We start from the raw sequence: 25,868 nt of genomic DNA on the forward strand, positions 1-25,868 counted from the left end.
TCATGGCCAAAAACACCATCAAGAACACCGCCAAGGTCGCCGACACCGTGCGACCGAAGATCGCGGGCGCGACAACCAACCCGGGTTGGCACGCGCTGCGCACCGTTGTCGGCAGGATCACCACCCCGCTGCTGCCCGACGACTACCTGAAGCTGGCCAACCCGCTGTGGTCGGCGCGCGAGCTGCGCGGCCGGGTGCTCGAGGTGCGCCGCGAGACGGTCGATTCGGCCACCCTGGTCATCAAACCGGGCTGGGGGTTCTCGTTCGACTACCAACCCGGCCAGTACATCGGTATCGGCCTGCTGGTCGAGGGCCGGTGGCGCTGGCGCTCCTACTCGCTGACCAGCCCCCCGGATGAGCACCGGGGTGCCGGCCGGGGTTCGCGCACCATCGCGATCACGGTCAAAGCCATGCCCGAAGGCTTCCTGTCCACGCACCTGGTGGGCGGTGTCGCACCCGGCACAATCGTCAGATTGGCTGCGCCGCAAGGAAACTTCGTGTTGCCCGACCCGGCCCCGGCGTCGGTGCTGTTCCTGACCGCCGGCTCGGGGATCACCCCGGTCATGTCGATGCTGCGCACCCTGGTGCGCAGGGAGGGAATCGGCGGCCCGGGTCACATCGCCCACGTGCACTCGGCGCCGACCGAAAACGACGTGATGTTCGCCGCCGAACTGGCCGAGCTGGCCCGCCGGCACGACGGCTACCGGCTGCAGCTGCGTGCCACCCGCACCGAGGGTCGGCTCGACCTGAATCGTCTCGACGAGATCGTCCCGGACTGGCGGGACCGGCAGACCTGGGCCTGCGGGCCGGAGGCGATGCTGGAGGCGGCGCAACGCACGTGGACCGCGGCCGGTATCGCCGACCGGCTGCACCTGGAGCGGTTCGCGGTGGCGCGGGCGGCCCACGGGAGCGGGGGCACCGTCGAGTTCTCCCGGTCGGGCAAGGCCGCCGTGGTCGATGGTGCGACCTCGTTGATGGACGCCGGTGAGGCGGCCGGTATCCAGATGCCGTTCGGCTGCCGGATGGGCATCTGCCAGTCCTGTGTCGTCGGGCTGCTCGACGGGCACGTGCGCGACCTGCGGACCGGTGTCGAGCACGAACCCGGTAGCCGGGTGCAGACCTGTGTGTCGGCCGCGTCGGGAGATTGTGTTCTCGACGTCTAGGCTTTACTGGGTAGTAACCTACGGCTACGTAGGTTACGGTAGCGTAGGTAGACGAGAGGAGGGTTGACACATATGGCAATCACAGACGTACCCGAATTCGCGCACTTAACCGACGCGGACGTGGAGAGCCTGGGACGTGAGCTCGATGCGATCCGCCAGGACATCGAGGATTCCCGCGGCGCGCGCGACGCGCGCTACATCCGCCGCACCATCGCCGCCCAGCGCGCGCTCGAGGTGGCCGGCCGGGTGATGCTCGCCGGCAGCGCGAAACGCAAGTACTGGTGGGCCGGCACCGCGACTCTGGGCGTGGCCAAGATCATCGAGAACATGGAGATCGGCCACAACGTCATGCACGGTCAGTGGGACTGGATGAACGATCCGGAGATCCACTCCTCGTCGTGGGAATGGGACATGAGTGGGGCCTCCAAGCACTGGCGCTTCACCCACAACTTCATGCATCACAAGTACACGAACATCCTGGGCATGGACGACGACGTGGGCTACGGCGTCATCCGTGTCACCCGCGATCAGCGCTGGCGGCCGATGAACATGCTCAACCTGTTCTACAACACGATGCTGGCGGTCGGTTTCGAGTGGGGCGTCGGCCTGCAGCATCTGGAGCTGGGCAAGATCTTCAAGGGCCGCGACAACCGCAAAGAGACGATGGGCCGCGTCAAGGAGTTCGGCATCAAAGCCGGCCACCAGGTGGTCAAGGACTACATCGCCGCCCCGGCGATCACCTCCCTGTCCCCGGGGGCGACCTTCAAGTCGACCCTGACCGCCAACGCCGTCGCCAACGTGATCCGCAACGTGTGGGCCAACGCCGTGATCTTCTGCGGCCACTTCCCCGACGGGGCGGAGAAATTCACCAAGACCGACATGGTCGGCGAGAGCCGTGGCCAGTGGTACCTGCGGCAGATGCTGGGCAGCGCCAACTTCGAGAACGGGCCGGTGCTGCGGTTCATGAGTGGCAACCTGTGCCATCAGATCGAGCATCATCTGTTTCCGGATCTGCCCAGCAACCGGTATTACGAGATCTCGATACGGGTCCGGCAGATCTGCGACAAGTACGACCTGCCCTACACCACCGGAAACTTCCTGGTGCAGTACGGCAAGTCCTGGCGCACCATCGCGAAACTGTCGCTGCCGGACCGGTTCCTCACCGACACCGCCGACGACGCCCCCGAGACGCGCAGCGAGCGGATGTTCGCCGAGTTGGATCCGACGGAGCGGCGCGGCCTGAAATCGGCCATCGCGGCGGTGCGTGCGCGCCGACGGGCCAAGGTGGCCCAGAAGACGGCGGTCAAGCGCCACCAGCTGGCCGCCTGATCTTAGGCAAGCCAAAATCGGCAAACGCAAAATCGGTAACGCAGAATCGCCTGCTGTCAGTCGACAGCAGGCGATTTTGTGGTCGGACCGACCCTCGAGTCCCCGACCCCAGCCGGGCTGCGGTCTGCCGGGCGATTCGGTCTGGTCGGGGATTCGGTCTAGTCGGGGATGTAGTCGAACGTGTCCGGGTCGGGTCCGATGCGGCCGGACCCGCCCTGGTCCAGACCCGAGATCGCCGACATGTCGTCCTCTCCGAGCTCGAAGTCGAACAGCGCGAAGTTGTCCTTGATGCGCTGCGGCGTCACCGACTTCGGAAACACGATGTCGCCGCGCTGAATGTGCCAGCGCAGCACCACCTGAGCCGGCGATTTGCCCGCCGCCTCGGCGATGCGGGCGACAACCGGGTCGTCGAGCACCTTGCCCTGGGCGATGGGTGACCACGCCTCGGTTGCGATGCCGTGCTGCGCACCGTAGGCACGCACCTCGTCGTTGGCGAAGTACGGGTGCACCTCGATCTGATTCACCGCGGGCACGGTGCCGGTTTCCTGAGCCAACCGCTGCAGGTGCGGGACCTGGAAGTTGGACACCCCGACGCTGCGGGCGCGCCCGTCGTTCTTGAACTCCTCCAACGTCTTCCACGTCGACACGTAGTCGCCGTCATACAGCGTGGGCAGCGGCCAATGGATCAGGAACAGGTCGACGTAGTCGAAGTCGAGCGCCTTGAGTGTCGCGTCGAACGCCCGTCGCGCGTCATCGGGCTTGTGGAATCCGTTGTTGAGCTTGCTGGTGACGAACACCTCGGCGCGGTCGACACCGGCATCCCTGATGCCCTGTCCGACGCCCTGCTCGTTCTGGTACATCTCCGCGGTGTCGATGTGGCGGTAGCCGATCTCCAGCGCGGACTTCACCGCGGCGGCCGTGTCCTCGGGCGGGATCTGGTACACGCCGAAGCCCAGCTGGGGGATCGTCCTGCCGTCGTTCAACTCGATGTCTGGTGTGTGGCTCAAAGTTACTCCTCCTGTGTCGTCCGACAGCGTGCCCGGCGGGCCTGTGCGGCAAACCCCATCTCAGGACACAACGTGCACGTCAGGCCCCAGCCTTCCCTGAGCCCCGGCGTCAGCCTTCCCGAAGCGCGGCCAGCAGTCTGCGCGCGGCCTGGACGCGGCCCTGCGCCGCACCGGTCAACTCGTCGAGCGCGCACTCGGGGTCGGCGGGCGGACCCATATGGCCGCAACCGCGCGGACAACCTTCGATCGCGTCGGCAAGGTCGGAGAACGCCAACATGACGTCATCGGGTTCGATGTGGGCCAGTCCGAACGACCGGATACCCGGGGTGTCGATCACCCATCCGCCCGATTTCAGGGGCAGTGCCACCGACTGAGTCGAGGTGTGCCGGCCCCGGCCGATGTCGGTGACCGTGCCGGTAGCTCGAAAAGCTTGTGGCACAAGCCGGTTCACCAGAGTGGATTTGCCCACCCCGGAATGGCCGAGCAACACGGTGACCTTGTCGACGAGCAGCGGTTCCACGCTCGTCAGCGGATCGTCCCGGCCGGCCGCGGTGATCGTCAGGTCCAGATCGGCGAACTGGGCCGCGAACGGTTCGGCCGGTGCCAGATCGGTCTTGGTCAGGCACAGGATCGGCGTCAGGCCACCGGCGTACGCGGCGATCAACGCGCGCTCCACCAGGCCGGTGCGGGGCGGCGGGTCGGCCAGGGCCACCACGATCAGCAACTGGTCGGCGTTGGCGACGACGACACGTTCCGTCGGATCAGTGTCATCGGCGGTGCGGCGCAACACCGTTCGACGTTCGCCGCGGCGCACGATGCGGGCCAGCGTGTCCGTGCGCCCGGACAGATCGCCCACCACGTCGACCTCGTCTCCGACCACGATCGGCGTCCGTCCGAGCTCGCGGGCCCGCATGGCCGTGACCCGGCGGCCGGGATCACCCCCGAGGACACAGCCCCAGCGTCCGCGGTCGACGGTGACCACCATCGCCTGCAGCGCATCGGCGTGTTCGGGGCGGGTCTTGGTACGCGGCCGCGAGCCCCGCCCGGGTCGGATCCGGACATCGGACTCGTCGTACTCGCGTCTGCTCAACGAGGCTGATTCCCCTTCGCGGGCAGGGCGCCGGCCTGGACGTCGGTCTGACCGGCCAGCATGTCGGCCCACATCTGCGGGAAGTCCGGCAGGGTCTTGGCGGTGGTGCCGATGTCCTCGACCTCGACGCCGGGCACCCGCAGGCCCACGATCGCCCCGGCGGTGGCCATCCGGTGATCGGCGTAGGAGTGCCACCGGCCGCCGTGCATCTGCTGTGCGGTGATGACCAGCCCGTCCTCGGTCTCCTCACACCGACCGCCGATACGGTTGAGTTCGGCGCTCAGCGCCGCCAGTCGGTCCGTCTCGTGCCCTCGCAGGTGTGCGATACCGCGCAACCGTGACACCGAACCCGGGGTGGCCAGGGCGACCATCGCGGCGACCGACGGCGTGAGTTCACCGACATCGCGTAGATCGACGTCGATCCCGTCGTAGGTCGTCGCCCCGTGCACTTCGAGATAGGAATCGCCCTGGCGCACCTGGGCTCCCAAGCTGGTCAGGATCGACAGGATGGTGTCGGCAGGCTGGATGCTGTCGGCGGGCCAACCCATGATCCGCACCGTGCCGCCGCTGACCACGGCGGCCGCGAGGAACGGCACCGCGTTGGACAGGTCGGGCTCGACCACCCAGTGCCGGGCCGCGATCGCTCCCGGATGCACCCGCCAGCGGTCGGCTGCGGAGTCGTCGACCTGCACACCGGCCTCGCGCAGCATCGACACCGTCATCGCGATGTGCGGTGCGGACGGGACCGCGCCCCCGGTGTGCACCACGGTCAGTCCCTCGGTGAAGGCGGCGCCGGCGAGCAACAGACCCGACACGAACTGCGAGGACCCCGACGCGTCGATCTCCACGGTGCCCCCGCGAACCGCCCCGGCGCCGCGTACCGTGAACGGCAGCCCGTCGCCGTCGATGCGCACGCCGAGCGCGCGCAGACCGTCCAGCAGCGGTGCGATCGGCCGCGACCGGGCCTGCTCGTCACCGTCGAACGTGACCGCCTCGGTGGTCAGCGCCGCCACCGCCGGCAGGAACCGCAGCACCGTTCCGGCCAGCCCGCAGTCGATGCGGGCACCGGCCCGCGGTGCCAACGAACCACTGACCGTGAGATCGGTGTCCTCGCCATCGGCGGGCTGCACCGTCACCCCGAGCTCGTGTACTGCGGCGATCATCAGGTCGGTGTCCCGGCTGCGCAGCGCGCCGCGCACCGACGACGCGCCCTGCGGCACCGCCAACGCGGCCAGCACCAGCGCCCGGTTGGTCTGAGACTTCGAGCCGGGAACGGTGACGGTGGAATGGATCGGGGTCGCGGTCGCCGGGGCCGGCCAGGTGCTCACCCGTACATTGTTCCCTGTCCTGGTTCCGCGTCGTGATCCGGCGTGCGAACGCACCCCCCGGCGTCGCGCTTTACTGCCGATTCGCGGCTCTGCAACGATGGACTGCATGTGCGGGCGATTCGCGGTGACGACCGATCCGGCGCTGCTGGCCGAGAAGATCAAGGCCATCGACGAGGCCACGGCGGCCGCCCAGGAAAAACCGGACACCCAGGGAAAACCGGCCGCCCAGGAAAAACCGGCCGCCAACTACCCGGCTGCCAACTACAACGTGGCTCCGACGACCAACGTGGCCGTCGTGGTCAAACGCCACACCGACCCCGACGACGAGGCCACCCGCCGGGTACGGCTGATGCGCTGGGGCCTGGTGCCGCCGTGGGCCAAAGCCGGCGCGGACGGGAACCCGGACACCAAGGGCCCGCTGTTGATCAACGCCCGCTCGGAGAAGGTGACGTCCTCGCCGGCATTCCGGGGTTCGGCCAAGGGCAAAAGGTGTCTGGTGCCGATGGACGGCTGGTACGAATGGAAAGGCGCGAAGGGCGCCAAGACACCGTTCTACCTGCACTCCGACGACGGCGAGCCGCTGTTCGCTGCGGGTCTGTGGTCCACCTGGCGGCCCAAGGACGCCCCCAAGGACGCACCACCGCTGCTGAGCTGCACCATCATCACCACCGATGCCGTCGGGCCGCTCGCCGACATCCACGACCGCATGCCGCTGACCGTCAGCGAAGCGGACTGGGACCGCTGGTTGGATCCCGACGCTCCGATCGACGAAGGGCTGCTGCGTGGACACGGTGACCTCGACCGCATCGAGATCCGTGAGGTCTCCAAGCTGGTGAACAGCGTGCGCAACAACGGCCCGGAGCTCATCGAGCCGGTCGAGCACCAGCCCGAGGCCGAGCAGGGCACGCTGCTGTGAGTCACCCGCTGCACGCGGCCGGCGTCACCGACGCCCTGGCCGCCGACCTCCGCAGCGCCGGTTACACCACCGACGGGGTCGCCGACCTGCTCGGAGCCGACGCGGGCGCCGCGTTCAGCCGGGGCCTATGGTGGTCGGCGCTGCGGGCCACCGACCGCGCGGCACCCGACCGCCGCCGCCTCGCGGTTCTGGTGCGTCTGTTCCTGCTCGGCGCCGCCGAGCCACGTGACCACGTCGCGTCGGCCCTGCCGGGCACGCCGATCGACGCGCTGATCGCCAACGGCGTCGTCGAACCGGCACCGGCCGGCACGGTCCGGGCGGCACTGGACATCCGCCCGCACAGCGACGGGACCCGCGACTTCCTGGTGGTCTCCGATCTGGACGCGGCGCTGCGGCCGGGCCCGGTGCAACGCGACCACGTTCTGGGCATCGGTGGCGCGTCGGTGTCGCTGGCCCACGCCGTCATCCGCCGGCCCGTCGGACGCGCGCTGGACCTCGGCACCGGATGCGGGATCCAGGCGCTGCACCTCGACGGGCACAGCGAAGCGGTCGTCGCCACCGACACCAACCCGCGGGCCCTGGCGCTGGCCGCCGCCACCGCCCGCCTCAACGGTATGTCGTGGGATCTGCGCTGCGGCAGCATGTTCGAGCCGGTCGCCGGAGAGCGCTTCGACCTCATCGTGTCCAACCCGCCGTTCGTGGTGGGCGTCGGTGCGCTCGACTACATCTACCGCGATTCAGGGATGGCCGGCGACGCCCTTTGCGAGAACATGATTCGACAGGCCGGCGACCACCTGGAGCCGGGCGGTACCGCGCAGATCATGGCGAACTGGATCGTGCGCGCGGGGCACGACTGGCGGGACCGGGTCCGCGGATGGCTGGCCGGCACCGGGCTGCACGCCTGGGTGGTGCAGCGTGAGTTCGCCGACCCGATCAGCTATGTCTCGCTGTGGACCTCCGACGCCGGGGAACTGCCCGAGGATGCCGCGCGCCGCGGTGGTCGATGGCTGGACTGGTTCGACGCCGAGGGCATCGCCGGGGTCGGTATGGGGATGATCACGCTGCGGGCACTACAGGTGGGGGAGACCCGCGGCCCCGAGCACGTGCTGGAGGAGATCACCGGAGCTGACGAGGCGCTCACCGGGCCCGAGGTCGAGGCATTCCTGGCCCGCCGGGAGTACCTGCACGACACCAGCGACGAGCAACTGCTGGCCACCCGGTTGTCTACCGCGCCGGTGTTCCTCGAAGAGCAGTCCCTGCCCGGACCCGAGGGCTGGCAGGTGGTCGGTGCCGCGGTGCGTCGCCCGGGCGGTCCCGCCGCGGTCATCGGCGTGGACGAGGTCTCGCGCGCGTTGTTGGCCGGGTGCCGGGGTGAGGTTGCCTTGGGCACCCTGGTCGAGCTGCTGGCCACCTTCCACGGCGTGGACTCCGACGCGCTGGCCACCGCGGCGCTGCCGGTGGTGCGGGAGGCGATCGGCCGCGGGATCCTCTACGCCGCGCAGTAGACGGCGCTGACCACCACGTACGGCGACGAGAACGCGACCCTGCCCGACGGGTCGGCGTGGGCCCGCAGTGCGTCCTCGAACGCGGTGGCCAACTCGGCTTGTTTGGCTCCGGCGCGTTCGAAGGTCGCGACGTGCATCGGTGACTCGGCACGCAGAAAGTGCATGGCGGCGGCCAGCGAGTCGAACTCCCAGCGGTGTTCGCCGGTCCGGATCTCGATGTCGTCGAACTGCGGTGCCAACCGGGCGGTGACGACGTCGGCGTCACCCCACTGGTCAGGCGAGAACCCTGTCGACCCGGGCGGGCCCAGAACCGCGAGCACCGGATCGAACAGCGGATTGCTCTGACCGCGAACCCACGCCGAAAAGGCAACAATCCCTGCGGGTTTGAGGATGCGGGTGATCTCGGCGAGCTGCCGTTGGGGTTCGACGAAGATGATGCCCATGTTCGACACCGCCGCGTCGAACGCATCCGATGGCAGGCCGGTGTCGGCGGCGTCGCCGACCAGCCAGGTCACCTGCGCGGCACGGCGCGCCGCGAGCGCGATCAATTCCGGGGTGACGTCGACGCCGGTCACCCGCGCACCGCGGGCAGCCGCAGCCGCTGCGGCGCTACCGGTACCGCATGCGAGGTCGACCAGCGCCTGGTCGGTCAGCGGTCGTCGCTGCGCGACGGCGTCGACCACCTGCCCGGCGATGTGTGCGATGCGTTCTCCGACGGCGTCGTAGCGGCCGGCGGACCAGATTGTCGGCGATGACACGCCTCCAGCGTGCCACGACGACGCCGCGGATGGGGCGGTCCGCCGCGGTCGCGGCGGCCGTGCAGCGTCACGAAGGCCGCGAGCGTGCACACACGGTAGCGCCGAAGCCGACGCAGCTACCGAGACTGCACTTTCGCGGTCAGGGTTGGGTGTAGCCGGGCGGATTGGCCGAGTCGACCCAGAAGTCGACCCCCAGGTCGGAGCCGGGCACGCAGTCGTACACCGAGAGGTCGGTGACCCCGGACTCCAGGAGCACGTCCTCGCACAACAGCGTGTTCCCGGTGAAGCTCGACGGCTTGGTCAGCACCGCATAGGCCGCGTCGGAGTACACCTCGGGTTTACGGGAGCGCTTCATCGACTCGTCGCCGCCGAGCAGGTTCTGCACGGCGGCCGTCGCCACCATCGTGCGCGGCCACAGCGTGTTCGACGCGATGCCGGCATCGCGCAGCTCCTCGGCGATCCCCAACGCGCACAGAGTCATTCCGAACTTCGCCATCATGTACGGGGTGGGCTTGAGCCATTTGGGCTCCAGCAGGACCGGCGGGGACAGCGTCAGGATGTGCGGGTTGTCGCGCCCCTTCATGTGCGGGATGCAGGCTTGGGACACTGCGTAGGTGCCCCGCACCTGAATGCCGTTCATCAGGTCGAAGCGCTTGAGCGGAACCTCCTCGATGGAGCCGAGGTTGATCGCCGAGGCATTGTTGACGCAGATATCGATGCCGCCGAACTTCTCCACGGCCTGGGCCACCGCCGCAGCGACCGCATCCCCGTCGCGAATGTCGCCGACGATCGGCAGCGCCTGGCCACCGACCGCCTCGATCTCCTCGGCTGCGGTGTACACGGTGCCCGGCAGCTTCGGATGGGGCTCGGCGGTCTTGGCGACCAGTGCGATGTTGGCGCCGTCGGCGGCGGCGCGTTTGGCGATCGCCAGCCCGATACCGCGGCTCGCGCCCGAGATGAACATGGTTTTTCCCGCGAGAGACATGACGTTCACCCTAGAGCGCGCAGATCTCGGCGGTGACGGCATGGGTCAGGCGCACCAGGTCGCGCGGATCCAGCGCCACGTCCCAGCCGCGCTTTCCCGCACTGCACAGCACCCGATCCCACCGCAGCGCCGACGCGTCGACGACGGTGGGCAGTAAGCGGCGCTGACCCAGGGGCGAGATACCGCCCACCACGTATCCCGACGAGCGCTGCGCATCAGTGGGGTCGGCCATCGTCGCCCGCGCCGCGCCGAGCGCGGCGGCGGCGGCCTTGAGCGACAGTTTCGACGGCACCGGCAGCACCGCGACAGCGAGACCGGTGGGTAACGCCACCATCAGCGTCTTCAAGATCTGCGCCGGTACCAGCGCGCCCTCGCGCGCGAGTTCGGCGACCGCCTCCTCGCCGAACGATGCGGCCCGCGGATCGTGCCGGTAGCGGAGCACATCATGCGGGACACCCGCAGCAACCAGGGCTGCGATCGCCGGGGTCGCTGCACGGGCCACCGGCACAGCCTAGGGGCGTGAGCCTCGGGAACAACCACCCCGGTAACCGATGTTGTTGACCACAGCTGTGGACGGCCTTGCGGCCGGTCAGCGTGAGTAGTCGGTGTCAGCCTTTAGGATCAACGGAAGGGGATTGACGGTGCCAGTCATGGCCATGCAGGTCCCATCGAGTTCAGTGCTTGTGCTGGACGTGATCGGCGGCGCCGCTACAGAAGGGACGGTGTTCCCCACGATGACAGACACCAACGGGTCGGCCGCTGAGGCGACCCTGGACGCAGATGCGGCCCCCGTGCCGGAGGAAACCGACGCCGAGCTGACCGCCCGGTTCGAACGCGATGCCATTCCGCTGCTCGACCAGCTCTACGGCGGTGCGCTGCGGATGACCCGCAATCCTGCCGACGCCGAGGACCTGCTGCAGGAAACGATGGTGAAGGCGTACTCGGGCTTCCGGTCGTTCCGCGAAGGCACCAACCTCAAAGCGTGGCTGTACCGGATCCTGACCAACACCTACATCAACAGTTACCGCAAGAAGCAACGCCAGCCCGCCGAGTATCCGACCGAGGAGATCACCGACTGGCAGTTGGCGGCCAACGCCGAGCACTCCTCCACCGGGCTGCGATCCGCCGAGGTCGAAGCGCTGGAGTCGCTGCCCGACAATGAGATCAAGGAAGCCCTGCAGGCGTTGCCGGACGAGTTCCGGATGGCGGTGTACTACGCCGACGTCGAGGGCTTCCCGTACAAGGAGATCGCCGAGATCATGGAAACCCCGATTGGAACGGTGATGTCGCGGCTGCATCGCGGCAGGCGGCAGCTGCGCGAGTTGCTGGCCGATGTGGCCCGCGACCGCGGCTTCATCCGCGGCGAGCAGTTCGACGCACCCGAGGAGGTCACGTCATGAGCGGCGCGGATAGCACTCCCGACGAAGACCGATGGTCCCCTCCGGTCGGGCCGATCGATCCCGAGCATCCCGAGTGCGCTGCCGTCATCGCCGAGGTCTGGACGCTTCTCGACGGTGAGTGCACCGTGGAGACCCGCGACAAGCTGCGTCAACACCTCGAGGAATGCCCGACGTGCCTACGCCATTACGGCATCGAGGAACGCGTCAAGAAACTGATCGCCACCAAGTGCAGCGGCGAGCGGGCTCCTGAGGGTTTGCGGGAGCGGCTGCGCATCCAGATCAGCCAGACCACGATCATCCGTCGGGGCTGACCGCCTCGACGGCGCACCAGCCGTCGGTCACCGGACAGAAAGCCGCCCGGCCTCCTGTGGGAGTGCCGGGCGGTCTGCTACGACGAGCTGAAGGTCAGCGGCCTACTGACTTCGAGCCGGCGTTGGGGCGCTTGCCGTGGTTGGCCTTGCTGTGTTTGCGATCGCGCTTCTTACGGCCACGCTTGGCCATGATGTACCTCCGAATAGCTCGACTGATTGCGGTGCCCGCCGGAGCGGGGGTTGTCGCCATTGTCTCACGGACCGGTTGATGCTCCGTCCACAGCGGTCGGTCCCCAGTGTCCGTCCACCGTGTCGGTCCACAGCCGTCGGTCCACAGCCGTCGGTCCACAGTCGTCAGTCCACACCGTCAATCCACAGCGTCGTGTGGTTCGATAGACGCGGTACAGCGTCGGGAAAGAGTGAGGTGAAGATGGCCGAGGACGTTCGCGCGGAAATCGTGGCCAGTGTGCTCGAGGTCGTGGTCAGCGAGGGCGATCAGATCGGCGCAGGCGACACCGTGGTGCTGCTCGAGTCGATGAAGATGGAGATCCCGGTGCTCGCCGAGGTCGCCGGGACCGTCAGCAAGGTCAGCGTGTCGGTCGGAGACGTCATCCAGGCCGGCGACCTCATCGCGGTCATCAGTTAGCGTCCTGAACACCACGGATCGCCTGAACCCCTCCTCCGAAACCCGTCATGTCCACCCTCGGTGACCTGCTCGCCGAGCACACGGTGCTGCCCGGCAACGCCGTGGACCATCTGCACGCCGTGGTGGGGGAGTGGCAGCTGCTGGCCGACCTCTCGTTCGCCGACTACCTGATGTGGGTACGCCGCGACGACGGGATGCTGGTGTGTGTGGCGCAGGTGCGCCCGAATACCGCTCCCACGGTGTTGCTCGCCGACGCGGTCGGCACGTTGGCCGAGGCCGAGGACATCCCGATCGTGGCGGCGGCGTTCCGGTCCGGCGCCATCGGACGCGCCACGGTGGACGGAGAATTCGGTTCGCCCGGTCTCAACGTCGAAGCGGTTCCGGTGCGCCACGGCAATGCCGTGGTCGCGGTGCTGACCCACCAGACGTCGCTCGCACCCCGACAGGCCAGCCCCCTGGAAGCGGCCTATGTGGACTGCGCGGGTGACCTGCTGCAGATGCTGTCCGAAGGCACCTTCCCCAACGTCGGCGACCTGGCGATGTCGCGATCGAGCCCACGGGTCGGGGACGGATTCATCCGGCTCGACGAAGCCGGTGTGGTCACATTCGCCAGTCCGAACGCCATCTCGGCGTACCACCGGATGGGCCTGTCCGCCGAACTGGAGGGTCACAACCTCGTCAGCGTGACCCGCCCGCTGATCTCGGACCCGTTCGAGGCGCAGGAGCTGGCCAATCACGTCCGTGATTCGCTCACCGGCGGTTCGAGCATGCGGATGGAGGTCGACGCCGGCGGCGCCACCGTTCTGCTGCGTACGCTGCCGCTGGGGGTGCACGGAGTGGCCATGGGTGCTGCCGTGCTCATCCGCGACGTCACCGAGGTCAAGCGCCGGGATCGCGCGCTGTTGTCGAAGGACGCGACGATCCGCGAGATCCACCACCGGGTGAAAAACAACCTGCAGACCGTTGCGGCGCTGCTGCGCCTGCAGGCGCGCCGGACCAACAACCCCGAAGGCCGGGAAGCGCTGATGGAATCGGTGCGCCGGGTGTCGTCCATCGCACTGGTGCACGACGCGCTGTCGATGTCGGTCGACGAGGAAGTCAACCTCGATGAGGTCATCGACCGCATCCTGCCGATCATGAACGACGTCGCCGCGGTGGACTCGCCGATCCGGATCAGCCGGGTCGGCGATCTCGGCGTGCTGGACGCCGATCGCGCCACCGCACTGATCATGGTCATCACGGAACTCGTGCAGAACGCGATCGAGCACGCATTCGATGCCGCCACCCCGCAGGGTTGCGTGACCATCCGTGCCCAGCGCTCCGCCCGCTGGCTCGACGTCGTCGTCCACGACGACGGCCGCGGGCTACCCGAAGGGTTCAGCCTGGAGAAGTCCGACCGGCTCGGTCTGCAGATCGTGCGAACCCTGGTCTCGGCCGAACTCGACGGCTCCCTGGGGATGCATCAGGGCGAGGCCGGCGGCACCGATGTGATTCTGCGGGTTCCGATCGGCAGACGCGTCCGTGTCAGCCAATACTGAGCGCATCCGGCGAATTCTGTTAAGTCGGCCGAATTCGAACGAATTGAATACACAAAGTGACGGCCCCGACATTCGTCGGGGCCGTCACTCGGTAAGTCGGGAAGGCTCAGACCCCGGTACGGGCCTTCGTCCTGGCGTTGCGGCGCTTGAGCGCGCGACGCTCGTCCTCGCTCATGCCACCCCACACGCCGGCATCCTGGCCGGACTCCAAAGCCCAGCTCAGGCACTCTGCAGTCACCGGGCAGCGGTTGCAGACCAGCTTCGCGTCAGCGATCTGGGCGAGCGCCGGGCCGCTGTTTCCCACCGGGAAGAACAGTTCCGGATCCTCGTCACGACAGACCGCCTTGTGGCGCCAATCCATAAGATCAAACTCCTCGTCAATATCTCCCGTGTGCGCAACAAGACACACGAGCTTTACTCCGGCTGTTAACGCGAGCGCACCAAATGTTTCTGCGCTGTTGCATCCGATGCTTTCACAGGCTGAACAGATGTCAATAGAACTTCGTTAACACGTGGGCTATCTCACTACCGGGTCCCGTTACCCGAGCCCTAACTCCGTTGTACTACGCTCTACCCAGCTGCGCCCTAAATCGCGTGCGTAAACCCGCTCGCCGCTGCCATCTATGCAGCTCAGGGCAGCTATCGTCCCATCTTGGGCGGCGGAGCGACGACCGCCAGCGCGTTCGGCACCGACGTGAACCGCATCATTTCGCGCGTGCCGACGTAATCTCCGTCGATCTGGCACGCGATCGGGCTGTCGGCGCTCACCTGGAGCCACGGCAGATCGTCTTCACGGATCAAATGCCTGGCCTCCAGGCGGGGTTTGCGCGAGTTCATCTGCCGCACCAGACCGAGGTTGGCCCAGATGTTCATGCTCGTGGTGGCGAACACGCCCAGCCCGGTCTCGAACGTGGTGTCCGGATTGGTCCACACGGGCCGGGAGTTGGCATAGGTCCACGGACTGGAGTTCGACACGAACGCGAAATGCACCCCGGTCACCGGTTCCCGGTCGGGCAGCTGCAGCGTGAGCTTCGGTTCCCGGCGGGCGCTGGCCAGCACCTCACGGATCGCCACCCGGATGTAGCGCGACGCCGTCACCTTGCGCCCCTTGGCCCGCTGCGCCTCCACGGCGGCGACGACGTCGCCGTCGACACCCATGCCCGCGGTGAAGACCCCCCATCGTTCCCCGCAGTCCATCAGCCCGATGCGCCGCCAGGGCCGGCCGTGCCGAAATGCCCCGAGCAGATCGACGAGCTGGTTGGTGGCCTCGATCGGGTCTGGGCTGATGCCCAGCGCCCGGGCGAACACGTTGGCCGAGCCGCCGGGCACGACGCCGACCGCGGGTCCGCGGTTGTCCGGGCCGCATTCCCCGAGGATGCCGTTGACCACCTCGTTGACCGTGCCGTCGCCACCGTGCACGATCAGCACGTCGACGCCCCCGCGGGCCGCCTGCTGGGCGATCTCGATGGCGTGACCGCGATGGTCGGTGTGGGCGACGCTGAGCCGCACCCGGCTTTCCAGCGCGTGCGCCAGCAGGTCACGCCCGGCCGGTGTGGTCGAGGTCGCGTTCGGGTTCACGATCAGCACGGCGCGCACGGGGCTCGAGCCTAACCGGCGGGTCGGGTCGCCGGCCGGGCCGGTTCTTCCGGCCGTGATCAGCGGTGGCGCCGGTACCGTACAACGGTGACCGAACGCCGACTGCTACTCGTCAACGGGCCCAACCTGAACCTGCTGGGCACCCGACAGCCCGAGGTGTACGGGTCGACGACGCTCGCCGAGATCGAGGCGCGGGTGGCCGAGGTGGCCGCCGAGGTCGGCCTGCAGATCCGCGCGGTGCAGAGCAACCACGAAGGTGTGCTGGTCGACGAGATCCACGCCGCGCGTGCCGATTGTGCCGGCATCATCATCAACCCCGCCGCCTACAGCCACACCTCGGTCGCCATCGCCGACGCGCTGCGCTCGGTCGGACTGCCCGTCGCCGAGGTGCACCTGAGCAACATCCACGCCCGCGAACCGTTTCGGCACCACTCGTATGTGTCGGCGGCCGCGGACATGGTGGTGGCCGGTGCCGGGCCGCTCGGCTACGAGATGGCCGTGCGCTTTCTGTCGGACAGGCTGGGGCGGTGACGCCGCGGACGGTTCGCATCGCCGGGGCGCTGGCGGCGCTGGAGGGCATTCTCGCGCTGGTGATGGCGGTTGTGCTCGTCGTCCGGGAAGCCGCCGGGCACCACGAGATCGCGATCAGCGGCTACGGAACCGCCGGCTGGTTCGCGATCATGGGGTCGGGGGTCAGCGCGGCCGGCTGGGCGCTGTGGTCCGGGCGCCGATGGGGGCGCGGTATCGCGGTGTTCGCGAACCTGGTGCTGCTGGGGGTCGCCTGGTACGTCTACAGCTCGGGTCAGCTGCGCTATGCGGTGGTGGTGGGTGTCGCGGCGATCGCGGTGCTGGCGTTGTTGTTCAGCCCGTCAGGTCTGCACTGGCTGGCTCAAGAACCGAATTCCGCAACGGATTCGGAAGCCAGCTCCGACAAGCGGGGGCCCGAGACCCGGTAGGTGATCCACTCGTTCTGCGGCGTGCCGCCGATGCGGTCGTAAAGCGCGATCGCGTTGACGTTCCAGTCCAGCACCGCCCAGCTCAACCGGGAATAGCCGTGTTCGACGCACTCGCGGGCCAAGGTGGCCAGCAGCTTGCGGGCCAGACCGCGCCTGCGGAACTGTGGACGCACGAAAAGGTCCTCCAGGTAGATGCCCGCGACACCGTCCCAGGTGGAGAAGTTGCGGAACCACAGCGCCATCGCGGCAGCCTGCCCGTCGACTTCGGCCAGATGTCCGTACACGGTCGGAGCCGGACCGAAAAGTGCCTCGGCCAACTGTGTTTCGGTGACCGAGCAGTCGCGGGCGGCGCGTTCGAAGTCAGCCAACTCGTGGATCATGGCGGTCAATTCGGTCTCGTCACCGGGACGCGCGGGACGGATGAGCTCACTCACTGCTGGACCCCCAGAGCCGACAGAATGGTGCGGAACTTCGTCGTGGTCTCGTCGAATTCGTCGTCGGGGTCGGATTCGGCGACGATGCCGCCACCGGAATGGGCGACGGCGGTGCGCCGGTCGGCGGACAGCTGAGCGCACCGGATCGACACCACCCAGCGGCCGTCGCCGCGCTGATCGCACCATCCGACGGTGCCGGCGTAGAAACCCCGGTCGCCCTCGGTGGTGGTGATGAACTCGACGGCCTGTTCGGTCGGGGAGCCGCCGACGGCGGGCGTCGGATGCAGCGCCACGGCCAGATCCAGTGCGGTGGTTGACTTTTCACGCAACTCCGCCGACATCGGGGTGGACAGATGCCAGACCGCCGAGGTTTTGCTCAGTTGCGGGCGCTCGGCGATCTGCAGGTCCGTGCACAGCGGTTCCAGCGCGGCGCGCAGCGCGTCGACGACCAGTTGATGTTCGTGCCGGTTCTTCTCGGACGCGGCCAATGCAGCCCCGTTGGCGGCATCGGTGTCGGGATCGGCCGAGCGTGGGGCCGAACCCGCGAATGGACGGCACAGCACCTGGCGACCGCGGCGGGCCACCAGCAGTTCGGGGCTCGCGCCGACCAGGGCGGTGCCGGAGTACCCGTCCCCGGCTGCCGACAGATCGACCAGGTACTTGGTGGCCTGCGCGTCATCGGCGGCCAGCCGGTTGAGCACCGTCCTGGCATCCACACGGCCCTCGGCGGTCAATCGCAGTGCACGCGCCAGCACAACCTTGTGCAACAGGTCGTCGGGATCGCGCAGCCGGCTCAACGCCGCCCCGATTCGCCTGCGATGTTCGTCGGCATCCGGGGTGGTCTCGGTGACCTGCACCGACACCGGGTCGCGTGCGGGCCAGTCCGGCAGCGCGTCGCTGAACCGCACCGATTGGGGCCGCATCAGCGCCGCCGGCTGAGTGATGTCAAAAGGCAACGCGCCCAAGATGATCGGCGCGCTGTGCGAGGCCAGGGCGGCCCGGGCGTCGGCGATCCGCGGGAATGCGGTGTGCACGCCCTCACCGATCACCGCCCCCTCCGGGCCGGCCATGACGAAAACGGGTTCGCGGGTCACGTCGACACGGCCGGGTTGGGGTGGCCGGTCTGGGCCAGCGCGCTGAGCTGGCGCACGCCGTGCTCGAAGCCGCAGACCGCGATCGAGGCGGCGGGCATCGCGAACCGGATGCCCTCGTAGACCGGTTGCTCGACCCACCTGGTGATCACCGCCCGGGAGAAGTGGCCGTGGCCGACGAACACCACGTCGCGGGACTCCATGTGCTCGAGTGCCATCGCGATGGCTCGATCGGCACGCGCGCAGACCTGCGCGGACGTCTCCCCGCCGGGGCAGCCGTGGGTCCACACCAGCCAGTTCGGCACCGCTTTGCGAATATCGGCGGTCGTGGTGCCCTCGTAGTCGCCGTAATCCCACTCGGCCACCAGCTCGTCGGTCTGGTCGACGCGCAGGCCCGCCAACTCGGCGGTGGTCTGGGCGCGGACACGGGGGCTGCTCACCACGAACGGATCCTCCAGCCCCAGCTGATCGAGGGTGTCCGCCGCGGCCAGTGCCTGGCCGCGGCCGTGTTCAGTGAGCTCAAGTTCGGCGCGGCTCGTATGCTGGCCCGATTTCGACCACTCGGTCTCGCCGTGACGGAGCAGGATCAGCCGGTGCTGCAGGACGCTCACAGCATCCGATTCTGCCGTACGTCGCGGTTTGGCCGGCATGTGCAGGGTGAACATGAGCATGGAGTGGACCGACATGTCAGGATGGGCAGCACGATGGGCAGTAGCACAAGGGGTGGCACGCGGGGTAGCACGAGGGGTGATGTGACGCGGGTACTGGCGGTCGCCAACCAGAAGGGCGGGGTGGCCAAGACGACCACGGTGGCCTCGGTCGGCGCGGCCCTGGTGGAACTGGGCAAGAAGGTGCTGCTCGTCGACCTGGATCCACAGGGTTCGCTGACCTTCTCGCTCGGCCACGACCCGGACAAGCTGCCGGTGTCGGTGCACGAGGTGCTGCTGGGCGATGTGGAACCCGACGCCGCGCTGGTGGAGACCCCCGAGGGTATGACGTTGCTGCCCGCCAACATCGACCTGGCCGGTGCCGAGGCCATGCTGCTGATGCGGGCCGGCCGCGAACACGCGCTCAAACGTGCTCTCGACAAGATCAGCGCCGATTTCGACGTCATCCTCATCGACTGCCCGCCGTCGCTGGGGGTGTTGACCCTCAACGGGCTGACCGCCGCCGGTGAGGTCATCGTGCCCCTGCAGTGCGAGACGCTGGCGCATCGCGGCGTGGGACAGTTTCTGCGCACCGTTGCCGACGTCCAGGCCATCACCAATCCCGAGCTGACCATGCTGGGCGCACTGCCCACCCTCTACGACGCCCGCACCACGCACAGCCGCGACGTCCTTTTCGATGTCGTCGACCGGTACAACCTGCCCGTGCTGGCCCCGCCCATCCCGCGGACCGTGCGTTTCGCCGAGGCCAGCGCTTCGGGGTCCTCGGTGCTCACCGGCCGCAAGAACAAGGGTGCGATGGCCTACCGGGAATTCGCCAATGCGCTGCTCAAGCACTGGAAGAGCGGTAAAGCGCTGGCGACGTTCACCCCCGAGGTGTGATCGGTCGCTCACCGGGGCCGAGCGCGACCAGCTCGTCGCCTCGTTGCTCCAGCAGTATCGAGCCCGCCACCGCGGGCACGACCGGTCCGCTTGCCGAGGATCGCTGCACCGGAATGTGCCGATCCCCGGTGCCCGTCACCGGGTCGAACACGTCGTAGCCGCTGCTGACCGGCACCAGCAGCTGGCCCGCCATCATCGTCGCGGGACCCACCGGGGCGTCCTCGCCGGCTGCCGCGACTGTGTACTTGTACTGAAAGTTGTTGGCGGAGAAAACCATCAGCGCGTTTCCGGTCCACCACGTGATGAGATCGCCGGCGCGGGACGCGGTGGCGTCAGGAGCGGGGGGGCCGTCGACGACCGTACTGTCGATCACCACCCCGGTGTCGTCGATGATGTCCAGCCGTGGCTTCGGGGTGGGCACGTAGAGTGCGGTGGCGGAGTCGGTGACCGCGACGACGCGGGCGCCGGTACCGTCGGCCACTCCGTTCTGCTGGACGTACTTCAGTTCCGGGGTGTCCTCCTCGTCGGACGGGCGCAGCAAGGTCAACCGTAGATCGGCCTGACCCTCGCACGACTCCAGCACCGAGACCGAACTGGAACTGGCGGCCACGGAGACGAAGCGGCACAACGGTGCGGCTGGAACGCCCGGTTTGATCGGGGCGTCCAGCGCGCCATAGCTGAGCATCCGGACCATGTCCGAGCGCCACATCTCCAGTCGGGTCGGTCCGGCGGACAGCACGGTGGTGCCGTCACCGGACAGCGTGACGTGGCGGTCGGCGTAGCTGGTGCGCGCCGGGCCCCGCATGCCGGTCCTGGCGTCCACGGTGCTGACCTGGCCGCAGCCGCGGGCGTCCGGGTAGACCGCCACCGCGTAGTGGTAGACCCAGGTGACCCCGCACAGGTCCAGATCGCGGGCGTAACTCCACAGCGCGGTGCCGGTATCGGGATCGCGGCCTTCCATCGTGCGTCCGTCACCTGTGACGACCGCGCCACCGACGACCACCGGCAAAGTGGTCTGGGCGCTGCTGGCGGTCCATCGCTCTGCCAGCGAATCCGGCACTGCCACTGCGGGTTCCAGGCTGGGTACCGGATGTGCGGCGGGCCTGCTGATGGTGGCCCGGGCGTCGCTGGTCCACCACACCACCGCGGCCACCACCACGACGACAGCGGCGATCGCGGCGGCAGCGAGCAGGTCCGCCCGAGTGCGGCGTTCCGGTTTGACCAAGGGAATTCGGCTGGGAATTCGGCTGGGAATTCGGCGGGGAGTCGGCTAGTTGGTGCCCGCCGTGGCAGCCTTGCTGGGCCGCCGGCGGCGACGCCGCCGGCCGGGCCGCGCGGCACCCTCGGCACCCTCGGCGCCGTCGTTGGAGGCCTCGGGGGCGTCCTGTTCGGCGGTTGCTTCGGGATGGGCGCCGGCAGGCTGGCCACCACGGGTGCGGCGGCGGGTCCGGTTGCGGGCCGGCCGCTCGGTGCGCTCGCGCGGCTCACGTTTGGGTTTGTCGGCGGTGCTGCGTGCGGGCTTGCCGATCGAACCGCCGACGTCGGCGGGGATGTTGAGCTCGGAGTACAGGTGCGGCGAGCTGGAGTACGTCTCGGCGGGCTCGGGGGTGTCGAGGCCCAGCGCCTTGTCGATCATCGACCAGCGCGGCAGCTCGTCCCAGTCGACCAGCGTGACGGCGATGCCGGTCTTGCCCGCGCGGCCGGTGCGGCCGATGCGGTGCACGTAGGCCTGCTCGTCCTCGGGGATCTGGAAGTTGATGACGTGGGTGATGTCGTCGATGTCGATGCCGCGTGCCGCGACGTCGGTGGCGACCAGTACGTCGACCTCACCGGTGCGGAACGACTTCAGCGCCTTCTCGCGCGCGCCCTGGCCGAGATCGCCGTGCACGGCGCCGACCTTGAACCCGCGTTCGGCGAGTTCGTCGGCGACCTTCTGCGCGGTGCGCTTGGTGCGGGTGAAGATCATCGTCGCGCCCCGACCCTCGGCCTGCAGGATCCGGGCGACCATCTCGACCTTGTCGAGGGCATGCGCGCGGTAGGCGAACTGCTCGGTGCTGTCGTGGGTCGCCGACGAATGCGGCGCTTCGGCGCGGATGTGAGTCGGCTGGGTCATGAACGTGCGGGCCAGGGTGATGATCGGGTCCGGCATCGTCGCCGAGAACAGCATCGCCTGACGCTTCGCCGGGATCTGCTTGAGGATCCGCTCGATGTCGGGCAGGAAGCCCAGGTCGAGCATCTCGTCGGCCTCGTCGAGCACCAGCACCGAAAGGCCGCCGAGCTGCAGGTGGCCCTGCTGGGCCAGGTCGAGCAGCCGGCCCGGGGTGCCGACGACCACGTCGACGCCCTTCTGCAGCGCCTCGATCTGCGGCTCGTAGGGTCGGCCGCCGTAGATGGAGGTCACCGTCAGTTTGCGGGTCTCGTCGGCCATCAGGTACTTGGAGGCGCCGACGAGATCCTCGTACACCTGGATGCAGAGCTCGCGGGTGGGGACGACGATCAGGGCGCGCGGGATGCCGGTCAGCGGACGCTCGGTGTCGGTGGTGATCCGGTGCAGCAACGGAACCCCGAAGGCGAAGGTCTTGCCCATACCGGTGCGAGCCTGGCCGATCAGATCGTCGCCGGCCAGGGCCAGCGGCAGGGTCAGCTCCTGGATTGCGAACGCATGCTCGATACCGTTCTCGGCGAGTGCGCGCACGATCTCATCGCGGACTCCGAGCTGGGCGAATGTGGGATTGGGGTGTGTGGTTACAGGTGTCATGCGAGGGAAACGAAGCCTTTCACTTATTCCTCATGCGTTCCACGCGCGCACGAGTTGTGAAGAGAACTTCGCGAGCCCTGCACTGAGGAGGCGGGCTGTCGCGTGCACGCACATTGCCAAGGTGCCTGCGGCTGATACCAGCCGGCGTGACCAGGTGCGATCCGTCGGCAGCTGCGCCGACACCACGTTCATGGTAACCGGTTGGCTGCGAACCGGGGTAGTCACCCAGCTCAGGTGCGGGTTTCGTGTCGCCCCGGCGGCGGGGCAACCAGCTCTCGTCGTGGCACGAAGCCAGGTGCTTCGGCTCCCCGTGAGCCAGGGTTTGCAGCACGCGATCATCTGCGCCGCCGGCGTTTAAGGTTGCACCATGACCTCGACGCCGCCCGATGCCGCACCCTCCGTCCCGGCCGGTGAGCCGAAGGATTCCGCAGCGCCACGCGTTTCCGCGGATCATCCGGGTATCGAGGAGTTGTTCGCGTTGCTGGCGTACGGCGAGGTCGCGGCGTTCTACCGCCTCACCGAGGAAGCGAAGATGGCGCCCAATCTGAGCGGGCGGATCAACATGGCCAGCATGGCGGCCGCCGAGATGAACCACTATGAGGTGCTGCGCGATGCGCTGGCACGCCGTGGCGTCGACATCGTCCCGGCGATGACCCGGTATGCCTCGGCGCTGGAGAACTACCACCGGCTGACGACCCCGAGCACGTGGCTGGAGGCCTTGGTCAAGACCTACGTCGGGGACGCGCTGGCCGCCGATTTCTATCTGGAGATCGCCGACGTGATGCCCGGCGAGGTGGCCGACGTGGTGCGTTCGGTGCTCGCCGAGACGGGTCACTCCCAGTTCGTGGTGGCCGAGGTACGGTCGGCGGTGACGGCCAGCGATCGGCAGCGGCACCGCTTGGCGTTGTGGTCGCGGCGGCTGCTCGGCGAAGCGATCACCCAGGCCCAATTCGTGCTCGCCGACCACGACGAGCTGGTCGAACTGGTGATGTCGGGCGGCGGCTTGTCACAGATGACCGAGTTCTTCGACCGGCTGCAGCACACCCACGCCAGCCGGATGCGGGAGCTCGGCCTGGGCTGAGTGGTCCCTGCGGTCGCGTCGGCCCGGCGTGCGGCCGGCTGATGTCAGCGGGTGCAGTTGGTGATGATCGAGTTGTTGTTCTGTGCTGCGATCAGTGACCCGCTGGCGTCGACGATCGAGCAGTTGAGCTGACCGGACACGCTGGTGGCGGTGACCGAGCTCAATGTCACGCCCGGGTCCAGCACGACCGTCTTCGACCAGGGCAGTGCCACGTTCATCTCGGTTTGCAGGGCTCCGCGCGCGTCGGTGTAGATGACCGTGACCAGGTCGATCAGCGGGCGGTTGCCGGTGATCCGGTAGGTGACCGTGCCCGGCGCGGCGGTGGCCGGCGGTGGAGTCGCCTGCGGCTCGGGGAGCAGGGGTGCCGGGACGGCGGGGGCCGGGGTCTCTGCCGACGGGGTCACCGTGGTGACGGTCTCGGCGGGCAGCGACGGTGCCGCCGGGGCGGCACCGCGCGGTGACGGCGCGGCCGAGGGCTCGGGTGCCGCGCTGGAGGTCGCGGTGGGGGAGGCGACGGTGGCCGACACCGAACCGCTGTCCGCGCCGCCGAGCATCAGGCTCACGGCGATCACCGCGACGAACAGGATGGCGCCCGCGACGCCCGCTATCCACATCCACCGGCGGTCGGCGCGCTGCTCATCGATGAAGTCGTCGTAGTCCTCGAAGTCCTCGACGTCGCCGTAGCCGTCGGGCTCTTGCCGGCCGTGGTAGTCGCCCGAGGGAGCGCCGTAGCGGTCGCCGGGGAAGGGCGGGAGCGCGTCGGTGTCGAGATCGTCGTAGCGGTCCGGATCGTGCCCGTGAGCGCCGCCGTCCCGAGGGCCGCGGATCCGCTCGGTGGGCGTCAGCGAGTACGGGGAATGGGCGGTGTATGACCTGTTCATGCAGCTTTCCCAGTCGTCTCTTCCGATGTCCGGCCCGATGCTACTGAGACAGAAGTGACAGATGAGGCGGACGCGCCTGCTGCGCGGTCACGGTCGGGACTCGGTTCGGTCGCCCCGGTGTTATGGCCGTGGCGAGGGAGTTTCCAGCGCCCCGCGGCCACCACGCCGCCGCTGTTCGGAAACCGTCGCGGTTCGTCATTGTCGCGGTTCGTCATTGTCGCTGTTCGTAAATCGTCGCGGTTCGGAATCGTTGCCGACCGGGCATCGGCGGTGTGCCGCCCTGGCCACCGCCGAAAATCGCCGGGTGCGTTCGCCGTCGGCGAAAGTCGTTCGGTTCCCTGCCCGCGCGGGGGTGCGGCACCGCCGAGGCCGACCGACGTCCACTAATCTCCTTGGGGTAGCCGAGCCGACGAACAGAAGGGTTTCCACCGTGGAGGTCAAGATCGGTGTCACCGACAGCCCGCGCGAACTGATTTTCTCCAGCGCGCAGACGCCGGCCGAGGTGGAGAAGTTGGTCTCCGACGCCCTCGGTGGCGATCCGACGGTGCTGGGTCTCACCGACGAGAAGGGGCGCCGCTTCCTGGTGCATTCGGCGCGGATCGCTTATGTCGAAATCGGTGCCGCCGACTCCCGCAGGGTCGGGTTCGGTGTCGGCGCCGTCGGCGCCGAGGTCACCAAATAGCCCAGTTGCCCGGTATCGCGGGTCGCCCGGATTTGCCGATGAGTGGACGACCCACGAGTCGACGGCCCACGAGTCGACGGCCCATGAGTCGACGCGGGAAGGGAGTGCGCCAGGCTCGGCGATGGCCGTTCCCGCCGCAGTCAGCGGTTCGCGACAACTCTGTTCAGGACCGGGTCAGCGGCACGTGCGACAGTCCGCCCCAGATGAACTGGACCGTGCCCTCCACCGCGTCGTCCTTGTCGATCGGCCGCTCGTTGTTGAGCCAATACCGTGCCGAGTCGACGCTGATGCTGACCAGTCCGACGGCGATCATCCGGGCGCGGTGCGGCTCCAGCCCGGAGTCGTGGCTGATCAGGTCGAACACCGCGTCGGTGCATGATTCCGTGGCGACCTTGACCTGCGCGGCGACCTGCGGCTCGGTCACGTAGTCGTTCTCGAAGATCAGTCGGTAGCCCTGGCTGTCATGCTCGATGAAATCGAAGAACGCCTGCACTGCGGCGCGTACCCGCTGGCGGTTGTCGGTGGTGGTGCGCAGCGCCTGCCGCACCCCTGAGACGAGATTGTCGACGTGGCGCTGCAGGACCGCGAGATAGAGCTCAACCTTCGATGAGAAGTGTTGGTAGAGAACAGGTTTGCTGACACCTGCGCGGTCGGCGATCTCGTCCATCCCGGCGGCGTGATAACCGCGGTCGACGAACACCTCGCTGGCCGCGACCAACAACTGGCCGCGGCGTTCGTCGCGCGGCAGCCGGTTGCCACGCCGGGCCGCACCGGAAGGGCCGGCGCCGTTGGCGGGCTGCCCTCCTCGTCGCTGCACCGACTTGGCCACTTCGCTCATCAGAACCTCGAGATCTAGAGCCGGAGCG

28 protein-coding genes and 1 pseudogene are annotated in these 25,868 nt (G+C 68.4%); 13 read left to right on the forward strand and 16 right to left on the reverse strand.

Translation table 11 applies throughout. The annotated features are described in order from the left end of the window. The first annotated feature begins 2 nt into the window (after nucleotides 1-2). Both ACNUDN_RS07990 and ACNUDN_RS07995 read left to right on the forward strand, forming a co-directional pair. Nucleotides 3-1,163, forward strand: coding sequence for a ferredoxin reductase (locus ACNUDN_RS07990; RefSeq protein ID WP_419121442.1), 1,161 nt, complete (start codon nucleotides 3-5; stop codon nucleotides 1,161-1,163). 72 nt (nucleotides 1,164-1,235) lie between these two features. Beyond that, nucleotides 1,236-2,492 carry a fatty acid desaturase family protein gene (locus ACNUDN_RS07995; protein WP_419121443.1) on the forward strand — a complete coding sequence of 419 codons (1,257 nt, stop codon included), beginning with the start codon at nucleotides 1,236-1,238 and terminating at the stop codon, nucleotides 2,490-2,492. A gap of 158 nt (nucleotides 2,493-2,650) precedes the next feature. Here ACNUDN_RS07995 and ACNUDN_RS08000 read toward each other — a convergent pair whose 3' ends face one another. The 3 genes from ACNUDN_RS08000 to aroA all read right to left on the reverse strand — a co-directional run bounded on the left by ACNUDN_RS08000 (nucleotide 2,651) and on the right by aroA (nucleotide 5,917). After that, on the reverse strand, nucleotides 2,651-3,499 hold the full coding sequence (locus ACNUDN_RS08000) for an aldo/keto reductase (protein ID WP_419121444.1): 849 nt from the start codon (nucleotides 3,497-3,499) through the stop codon (nucleotides 2,651-2,653). Nucleotides 3,500-3,608: 109 nt separating this feature from the next. Then, nucleotides 3,609-4,589, reverse strand: coding sequence for a ribosome small subunit-dependent GTPase A (rsgA, locus tag ACNUDN_RS08005; protein WP_419121445.1), 981 nt, complete (start codon nucleotides 4,587-4,589; stop codon nucleotides 3,609-3,611). After that, nucleotides 4,586-5,917 carry a 3-phosphoshikimate 1-carboxyvinyltransferase gene (gene aroA / locus ACNUDN_RS08010; RefSeq protein WP_419121446.1) on the reverse strand — a complete coding sequence of 444 codons (1,332 nt, stop codon included), beginning with the start codon at nucleotides 5,915-5,917 and terminating at the stop codon, nucleotides 4,586-4,588. The genes rsgA and aroA overlap by 4 nt, the downstream gene beginning before the upstream one ends. A gap of 106 nt (nucleotides 5,918-6,023) precedes the next feature. Here aroA and ACNUDN_RS08015 point away from each other — a divergent pair, with 106 nt between their 5' ends. Both ACNUDN_RS08015 and ACNUDN_RS08020 read left to right on the forward strand, forming a co-directional pair. Continuing rightward, entirely contained in the window at nucleotides 6,024-6,833 is an 810-nt protein-coding gene (locus ACNUDN_RS08015; protein ID WP_419121447.1) for an SOS response-associated peptidase, read from the forward strand. Continuing rightward, nucleotides 6,830-8,338 (forward strand): DUF7782 domain-containing protein, encoded by a 1,509-nt coding sequence (locus ACNUDN_RS08020; protein ID WP_419121448.1) that lies wholly within the window; start codon nucleotides 6,830-6,832, stop codon nucleotides 8,336-8,338. The genes ACNUDN_RS08015 and ACNUDN_RS08020 overlap by 4 nt, the downstream gene beginning before the upstream one ends. Here ACNUDN_RS08020 and ACNUDN_RS08025 read toward each other — a convergent pair. The 3 genes from ACNUDN_RS08025 to ACNUDN_RS08035 form a co-directional block, all read right to left on the reverse strand. Beyond that, nucleotides 8,323-9,096, reverse strand: coding sequence for a class I SAM-dependent methyltransferase (locus tag ACNUDN_RS08025; protein WP_419121449.1), 774 nt, complete (start codon nucleotides 9,094-9,096; stop codon nucleotides 8,323-8,325). The two genes, ACNUDN_RS08020 and ACNUDN_RS08025, sit on opposite strands and share 16 nt — an antisense overlap. Nucleotides 9,097-9,235: 139 nt before the next feature. Continuing rightward, the gene (locus tag ACNUDN_RS08030) at nucleotides 9,236-10,081 is read right to left on the reverse strand and encodes an SDR family oxidoreductase (protein WP_419121450.1); all 846 of its coding nucleotides are present in this window, start codon (nucleotides 10,079-10,081) and stop codon (nucleotides 9,236-9,238) included. 10 nt (nucleotides 10,082-10,091) lie between these two features. Then, on the reverse strand, nucleotides 10,092-10,583 hold the full coding sequence (locus tag ACNUDN_RS08035) for an aminoacyl-tRNA deacylase (RefSeq protein WP_419121451.1): 492 nt from the start codon (nucleotides 10,581-10,583) through the stop codon (nucleotides 10,092-10,094). 232 nt (nucleotides 10,584-10,815) lie between these two features. On the opposite strand from ACNUDN_RS08035, the gene ACNUDN_RS08040 reads away from it, so the two are divergent. Continuing rightward, nucleotides 10,816-11,481, forward strand: a complete 666-nt coding sequence (locus tag ACNUDN_RS08040; RefSeq protein ID WP_419125064.1) for a sigma-70 family RNA polymerase sigma factor — start codon at nucleotides 10,816-10,818, stop codon at nucleotides 11,479-11,481. Beyond that, nucleotides 11,478-11,792, forward strand: coding sequence for a mycothiol system anti-sigma-R factor (gene rsrA, locus ACNUDN_RS08045; protein WP_419121452.1), 315 nt, complete (start codon nucleotides 11,478-11,480; stop codon nucleotides 11,790-11,792). The genes ACNUDN_RS08040 and rsrA overlap by 4 nt, the downstream gene beginning before the upstream one ends. Before the next feature lie 94 nt (nucleotides 11,793-11,886). Here the strand turns inward: rsrA and ACNUDN_RS08050 are convergent, their stop codons facing one another. Next, the gene (locus ACNUDN_RS08050) at nucleotides 11,887-11,982 is read right to left on the reverse strand and encodes a 50S ribosomal protein bL37 (protein ID WP_006245863.1); all 96 of its coding nucleotides are present in this window, start codon (nucleotides 11,980-11,982) and stop codon (nucleotides 11,887-11,889) included. Nucleotides 11,983-12,222: 240 nt separating this feature from the next. On the opposite strand from ACNUDN_RS08050, the gene ACNUDN_RS08055 reads away from it, so the two are divergent. Next, nucleotides 12,223-12,438, forward strand: a complete 216-nt coding sequence (locus ACNUDN_RS08055; protein ID WP_419121453.1) for a biotin/lipoyl-binding carrier protein — start codon at nucleotides 12,223-12,225, stop codon at nucleotides 12,436-12,438. 47 nt (nucleotides 12,439-12,485) lie between these two features. Next, nucleotides 12,486-13,976, forward strand: coding sequence for a sensor histidine kinase (locus ACNUDN_RS08060; protein WP_419121454.1), 1,491 nt, complete (start codon nucleotides 12,486-12,488; stop codon nucleotides 13,974-13,976). A 106-nt stretch (nucleotides 13,977-14,082) separates the two neighbouring features. On the opposite strand, the gene whiB1 is transcribed toward ACNUDN_RS08060, so the two are convergent. Next, complete coding sequence (gene whiB1 / locus ACNUDN_RS08065; RefSeq protein ID WP_003929142.1) at nucleotides 14,083-14,337, reverse strand: transcriptional regulator WhiB1; 255 nt, start codon at nucleotides 14,335-14,337, stop codon at nucleotides 14,083-14,085. Nucleotides 14,338-14,615: 278 nt separating this feature from the next. Continuing rightward, the gene (locus tag ACNUDN_RS08070; RefSeq protein WP_419121455.1) at nucleotides 14,616-15,572 is read right to left on the reverse strand and encodes a diacylglycerol/lipid kinase family protein; all 957 of its coding nucleotides are present in this window, start codon (nucleotides 15,570-15,572) and stop codon (nucleotides 14,616-14,618) included. An 87-nt stretch (nucleotides 15,573-15,659) separates the two neighbouring features. Here ACNUDN_RS08070 and aroQ point away from each other — a divergent pair, with 87 nt between their 5' ends. After that, on the forward strand, nucleotides 15,660-16,103 hold the full coding sequence (aroQ, locus tag ACNUDN_RS08075) for a type II 3-dehydroquinate dehydratase (protein ID WP_419121456.1): 444 nt from the start codon (nucleotides 15,660-15,662) through the stop codon (nucleotides 16,101-16,103). Next, nucleotides 16,100-16,528, forward strand: a complete 429-nt coding sequence (locus ACNUDN_RS08080; RefSeq protein WP_419121457.1) for a hypothetical protein — start codon at nucleotides 16,100-16,102, stop codon at nucleotides 16,526-16,528. The genes aroQ and ACNUDN_RS08080 overlap by 4 nt, the downstream gene beginning before the upstream one ends. Here the strand turns inward: ACNUDN_RS08080 and ACNUDN_RS08085 are convergent. The 3 genes from ACNUDN_RS08085 to ACNUDN_RS08095 are packed head-to-tail and all read right to left on the reverse strand — an operon-like array spanning nucleotide 16,462 to nucleotide 18,664. Continuing rightward, nucleotides 16,462-16,962, reverse strand: a complete 501-nt coding sequence (locus ACNUDN_RS08085; protein WP_419121458.1) for a GNAT family N-acetyltransferase — start codon at nucleotides 16,960-16,962, stop codon at nucleotides 16,462-16,464. The two genes, ACNUDN_RS08080 and ACNUDN_RS08085, sit on opposite strands and share 67 nt — an antisense overlap. Next, on the reverse strand, nucleotides 16,959-18,056 hold the full coding sequence (locus tag ACNUDN_RS08090) for an isochorismate synthase (protein WP_419121459.1): 1,098 nt from the start codon (nucleotides 18,054-18,056) through the stop codon (nucleotides 16,959-16,961). The genes ACNUDN_RS08085 and ACNUDN_RS08090 overlap by 4 nt, the downstream gene beginning before the upstream one ends. Further along, nucleotides 18,053-18,664, reverse strand: a complete 612-nt coding sequence (locus ACNUDN_RS08095; RefSeq protein ID WP_419121460.1) for an acid phosphatase — start codon at nucleotides 18,662-18,664, stop codon at nucleotides 18,053-18,055. The genes ACNUDN_RS08090 and ACNUDN_RS08095 overlap by 4 nt, the downstream gene beginning before the upstream one ends. A gap of 93 nt (nucleotides 18,665-18,757) precedes the next feature. Between ACNUDN_RS08095 and ACNUDN_RS08100 the strand changes: the two genes are divergently transcribed. After that, the gene (locus tag ACNUDN_RS08100) at nucleotides 18,758-19,600 is read left to right on the forward strand and encodes a ParA family protein (RefSeq protein WP_419121461.1); all 843 of its coding nucleotides are present in this window, start codon (nucleotides 18,758-18,760) and stop codon (nucleotides 19,598-19,600) included. Here the strand turns inward: ACNUDN_RS08100 and ACNUDN_RS08105 are convergent. Both ACNUDN_RS08105 and ACNUDN_RS08110 read right to left on the reverse strand, forming a co-directional pair. Further along, entirely contained in the window at nucleotides 19,584-20,825 is a 1,242-nt protein-coding gene (locus ACNUDN_RS08105) for an Rv3212 family protein (RefSeq protein ID WP_419121462.1), read from the reverse strand. The genes ACNUDN_RS08100 and ACNUDN_RS08105 overlap by 17 nt on opposite strands. Before the next feature lie 45 nt (nucleotides 20,826-20,870). Further along, nucleotides 20,871-22,358 (reverse strand): DEAD/DEAH box helicase, encoded by a 1,488-nt coding sequence (locus tag ACNUDN_RS08110; RefSeq protein WP_419121463.1) that lies wholly within the window; start codon nucleotides 22,356-22,358, stop codon nucleotides 20,871-20,873. A gap of 386 nt (nucleotides 22,359-22,744) precedes the next feature. Here ACNUDN_RS08110 and ACNUDN_RS08115 point away from each other — a divergent pair. Beyond that, nucleotides 22,745-23,439 (forward strand): annotated as a pseudogene (locus tag ACNUDN_RS08115) (ferritin-like fold-containing protein). 44 nt (nucleotides 23,440-23,483) lie between these two features. Here ACNUDN_RS08115 and ACNUDN_RS08120 read toward each other — a convergent pair. After that, a complete protein-coding gene (locus tag ACNUDN_RS08120; protein WP_419121464.1) occupies nucleotides 23,484-24,320 on the reverse strand; it encodes a hypothetical protein in 837 nt (278 codons plus the stop codon). A 430-nt stretch (nucleotides 24,321-24,750) separates the two neighbouring features. Between ACNUDN_RS08120 and ACNUDN_RS08125 the strand changes: the two genes are divergently transcribed. Further along, a complete protein-coding gene (locus ACNUDN_RS08125) occupies nucleotides 24,751-25,002 on the forward strand; it encodes a DUF3107 domain-containing protein (protein WP_419121465.1) in 252 nt (83 codons plus the stop codon). Nucleotides 25,003-25,165: 163 nt separating this feature from the next. Here ACNUDN_RS08125 and fasR read toward each other — a convergent pair whose 3' ends face one another. Beyond that, nucleotides 25,166-25,840 carry an HTH-type transcriptional activator FasR gene (fasR, locus tag ACNUDN_RS08130; RefSeq protein WP_419121466.1) on the reverse strand — a complete coding sequence of 225 codons (675 nt, stop codon included), beginning with the start codon at nucleotides 25,838-25,840 and terminating at the stop codon, nucleotides 25,166-25,168. Nucleotides 25,841-25,868: the final 28 nt, after the last annotated feature.

It is taken from the genome of Mycobacterium sp. smrl_JER01, assembly GCF_048513595.2.
Taxonomy (GTDB): domain Bacteria; phylum Actinomycetota; class Actinomycetes; order Mycobacteriales; family Mycobacteriaceae; genus Mycobacterium.

Bases quoted from the DNA above. Each gene is read 5' to 3' on its own strand.
- ACNUDN_RS07995 (WP_419121443.1), top strand. From the start codon at position 1,236: ATGGCAATCACAGACGTACCCGAATTCGCGCACTTAACCGACGCGGAC.
- ACNUDN_RS08110 (WP_419121463.1), bottom strand. From the start codon at position 22,358: ATGACACCTGTAACCACACACCCCAATCCCACATTCGCCCAGCTCGGA.
- ACNUDN_RS08120 (WP_419121464.1), bottom strand. From the start codon at position 24,320: ATGAACAGGTCATACACCGCCCATTCCCCGTACTCGCTGACGCCCACC.
- ACNUDN_RS08060 (WP_419121454.1), top strand. From the start codon at position 12,486: ATGTCCACCCTCGGTGACCTGCTCGCCGAGCACACGGTGCTGCCCGGC.
- rsrA (WP_419121452.1), top strand. From the start codon at position 11,478: ATGAGCGGCGCGGATAGCACTCCCGACGAAGACCGATGGTCCCCTCCG.
- ACNUDN_RS08040 (WP_419125064.1), top strand. From the start codon at position 10,816: ATGACAGACACCAACGGGTCGGCCGCTGAGGCGACCCTGGACGCAGAT.
- whiB1 (WP_003929142.1), bottom strand. From the start codon at position 14,337: ATGGATTGGCGCCACAAGGCGGTCTGTCGTGACGAGGATCCGGAACTG.
- ACNUDN_RS08050 (WP_006245863.1), bottom strand. From the start codon at position 11,982: ATGGCCAAGCGTGGCCGTAAGAAGCGCGATCGCAAACACAGCAAGGCC.
- ACNUDN_RS08100 (WP_419121461.1), top strand. From the start codon at position 18,758: ATGGGCAGTAGCACAAGGGGTGGCACGCGGGGTAGCACGAGGGGTGAT.
- fasR (WP_419121466.1), bottom strand. From the start codon at position 25,840: ATGAGCGAAGTGGCCAAGTCGGTGCAGCGACGAGGAGGGCAGCCCGCC.
- ACNUDN_RS08030 (WP_419121450.1), bottom strand. From the start codon at position 10,081: ATGTCTCTCGCGGGAAAAACCATGTTCATCTCGGGCGCGAGCCGCGGT.
- ACNUDN_RS08015 (WP_419121447.1), top strand. From the start codon at position 6,024: ATGTGCGGGCGATTCGCGGTGACGACCGATCCGGCGCTGCTGGCCGAG.
- ACNUDN_RS07990 (WP_419121442.1), top strand. From the start codon at position 3: ATGGCCAAAAACACCATCAAGAACACCGCCAAGGTCGCCGACACCGTG.
- ACNUDN_RS08055 (WP_419121453.1), top strand. From the start codon at position 12,223: ATGGCCGAGGACGTTCGCGCGGAAATCGTGGCCAGTGTGCTCGAGGTC.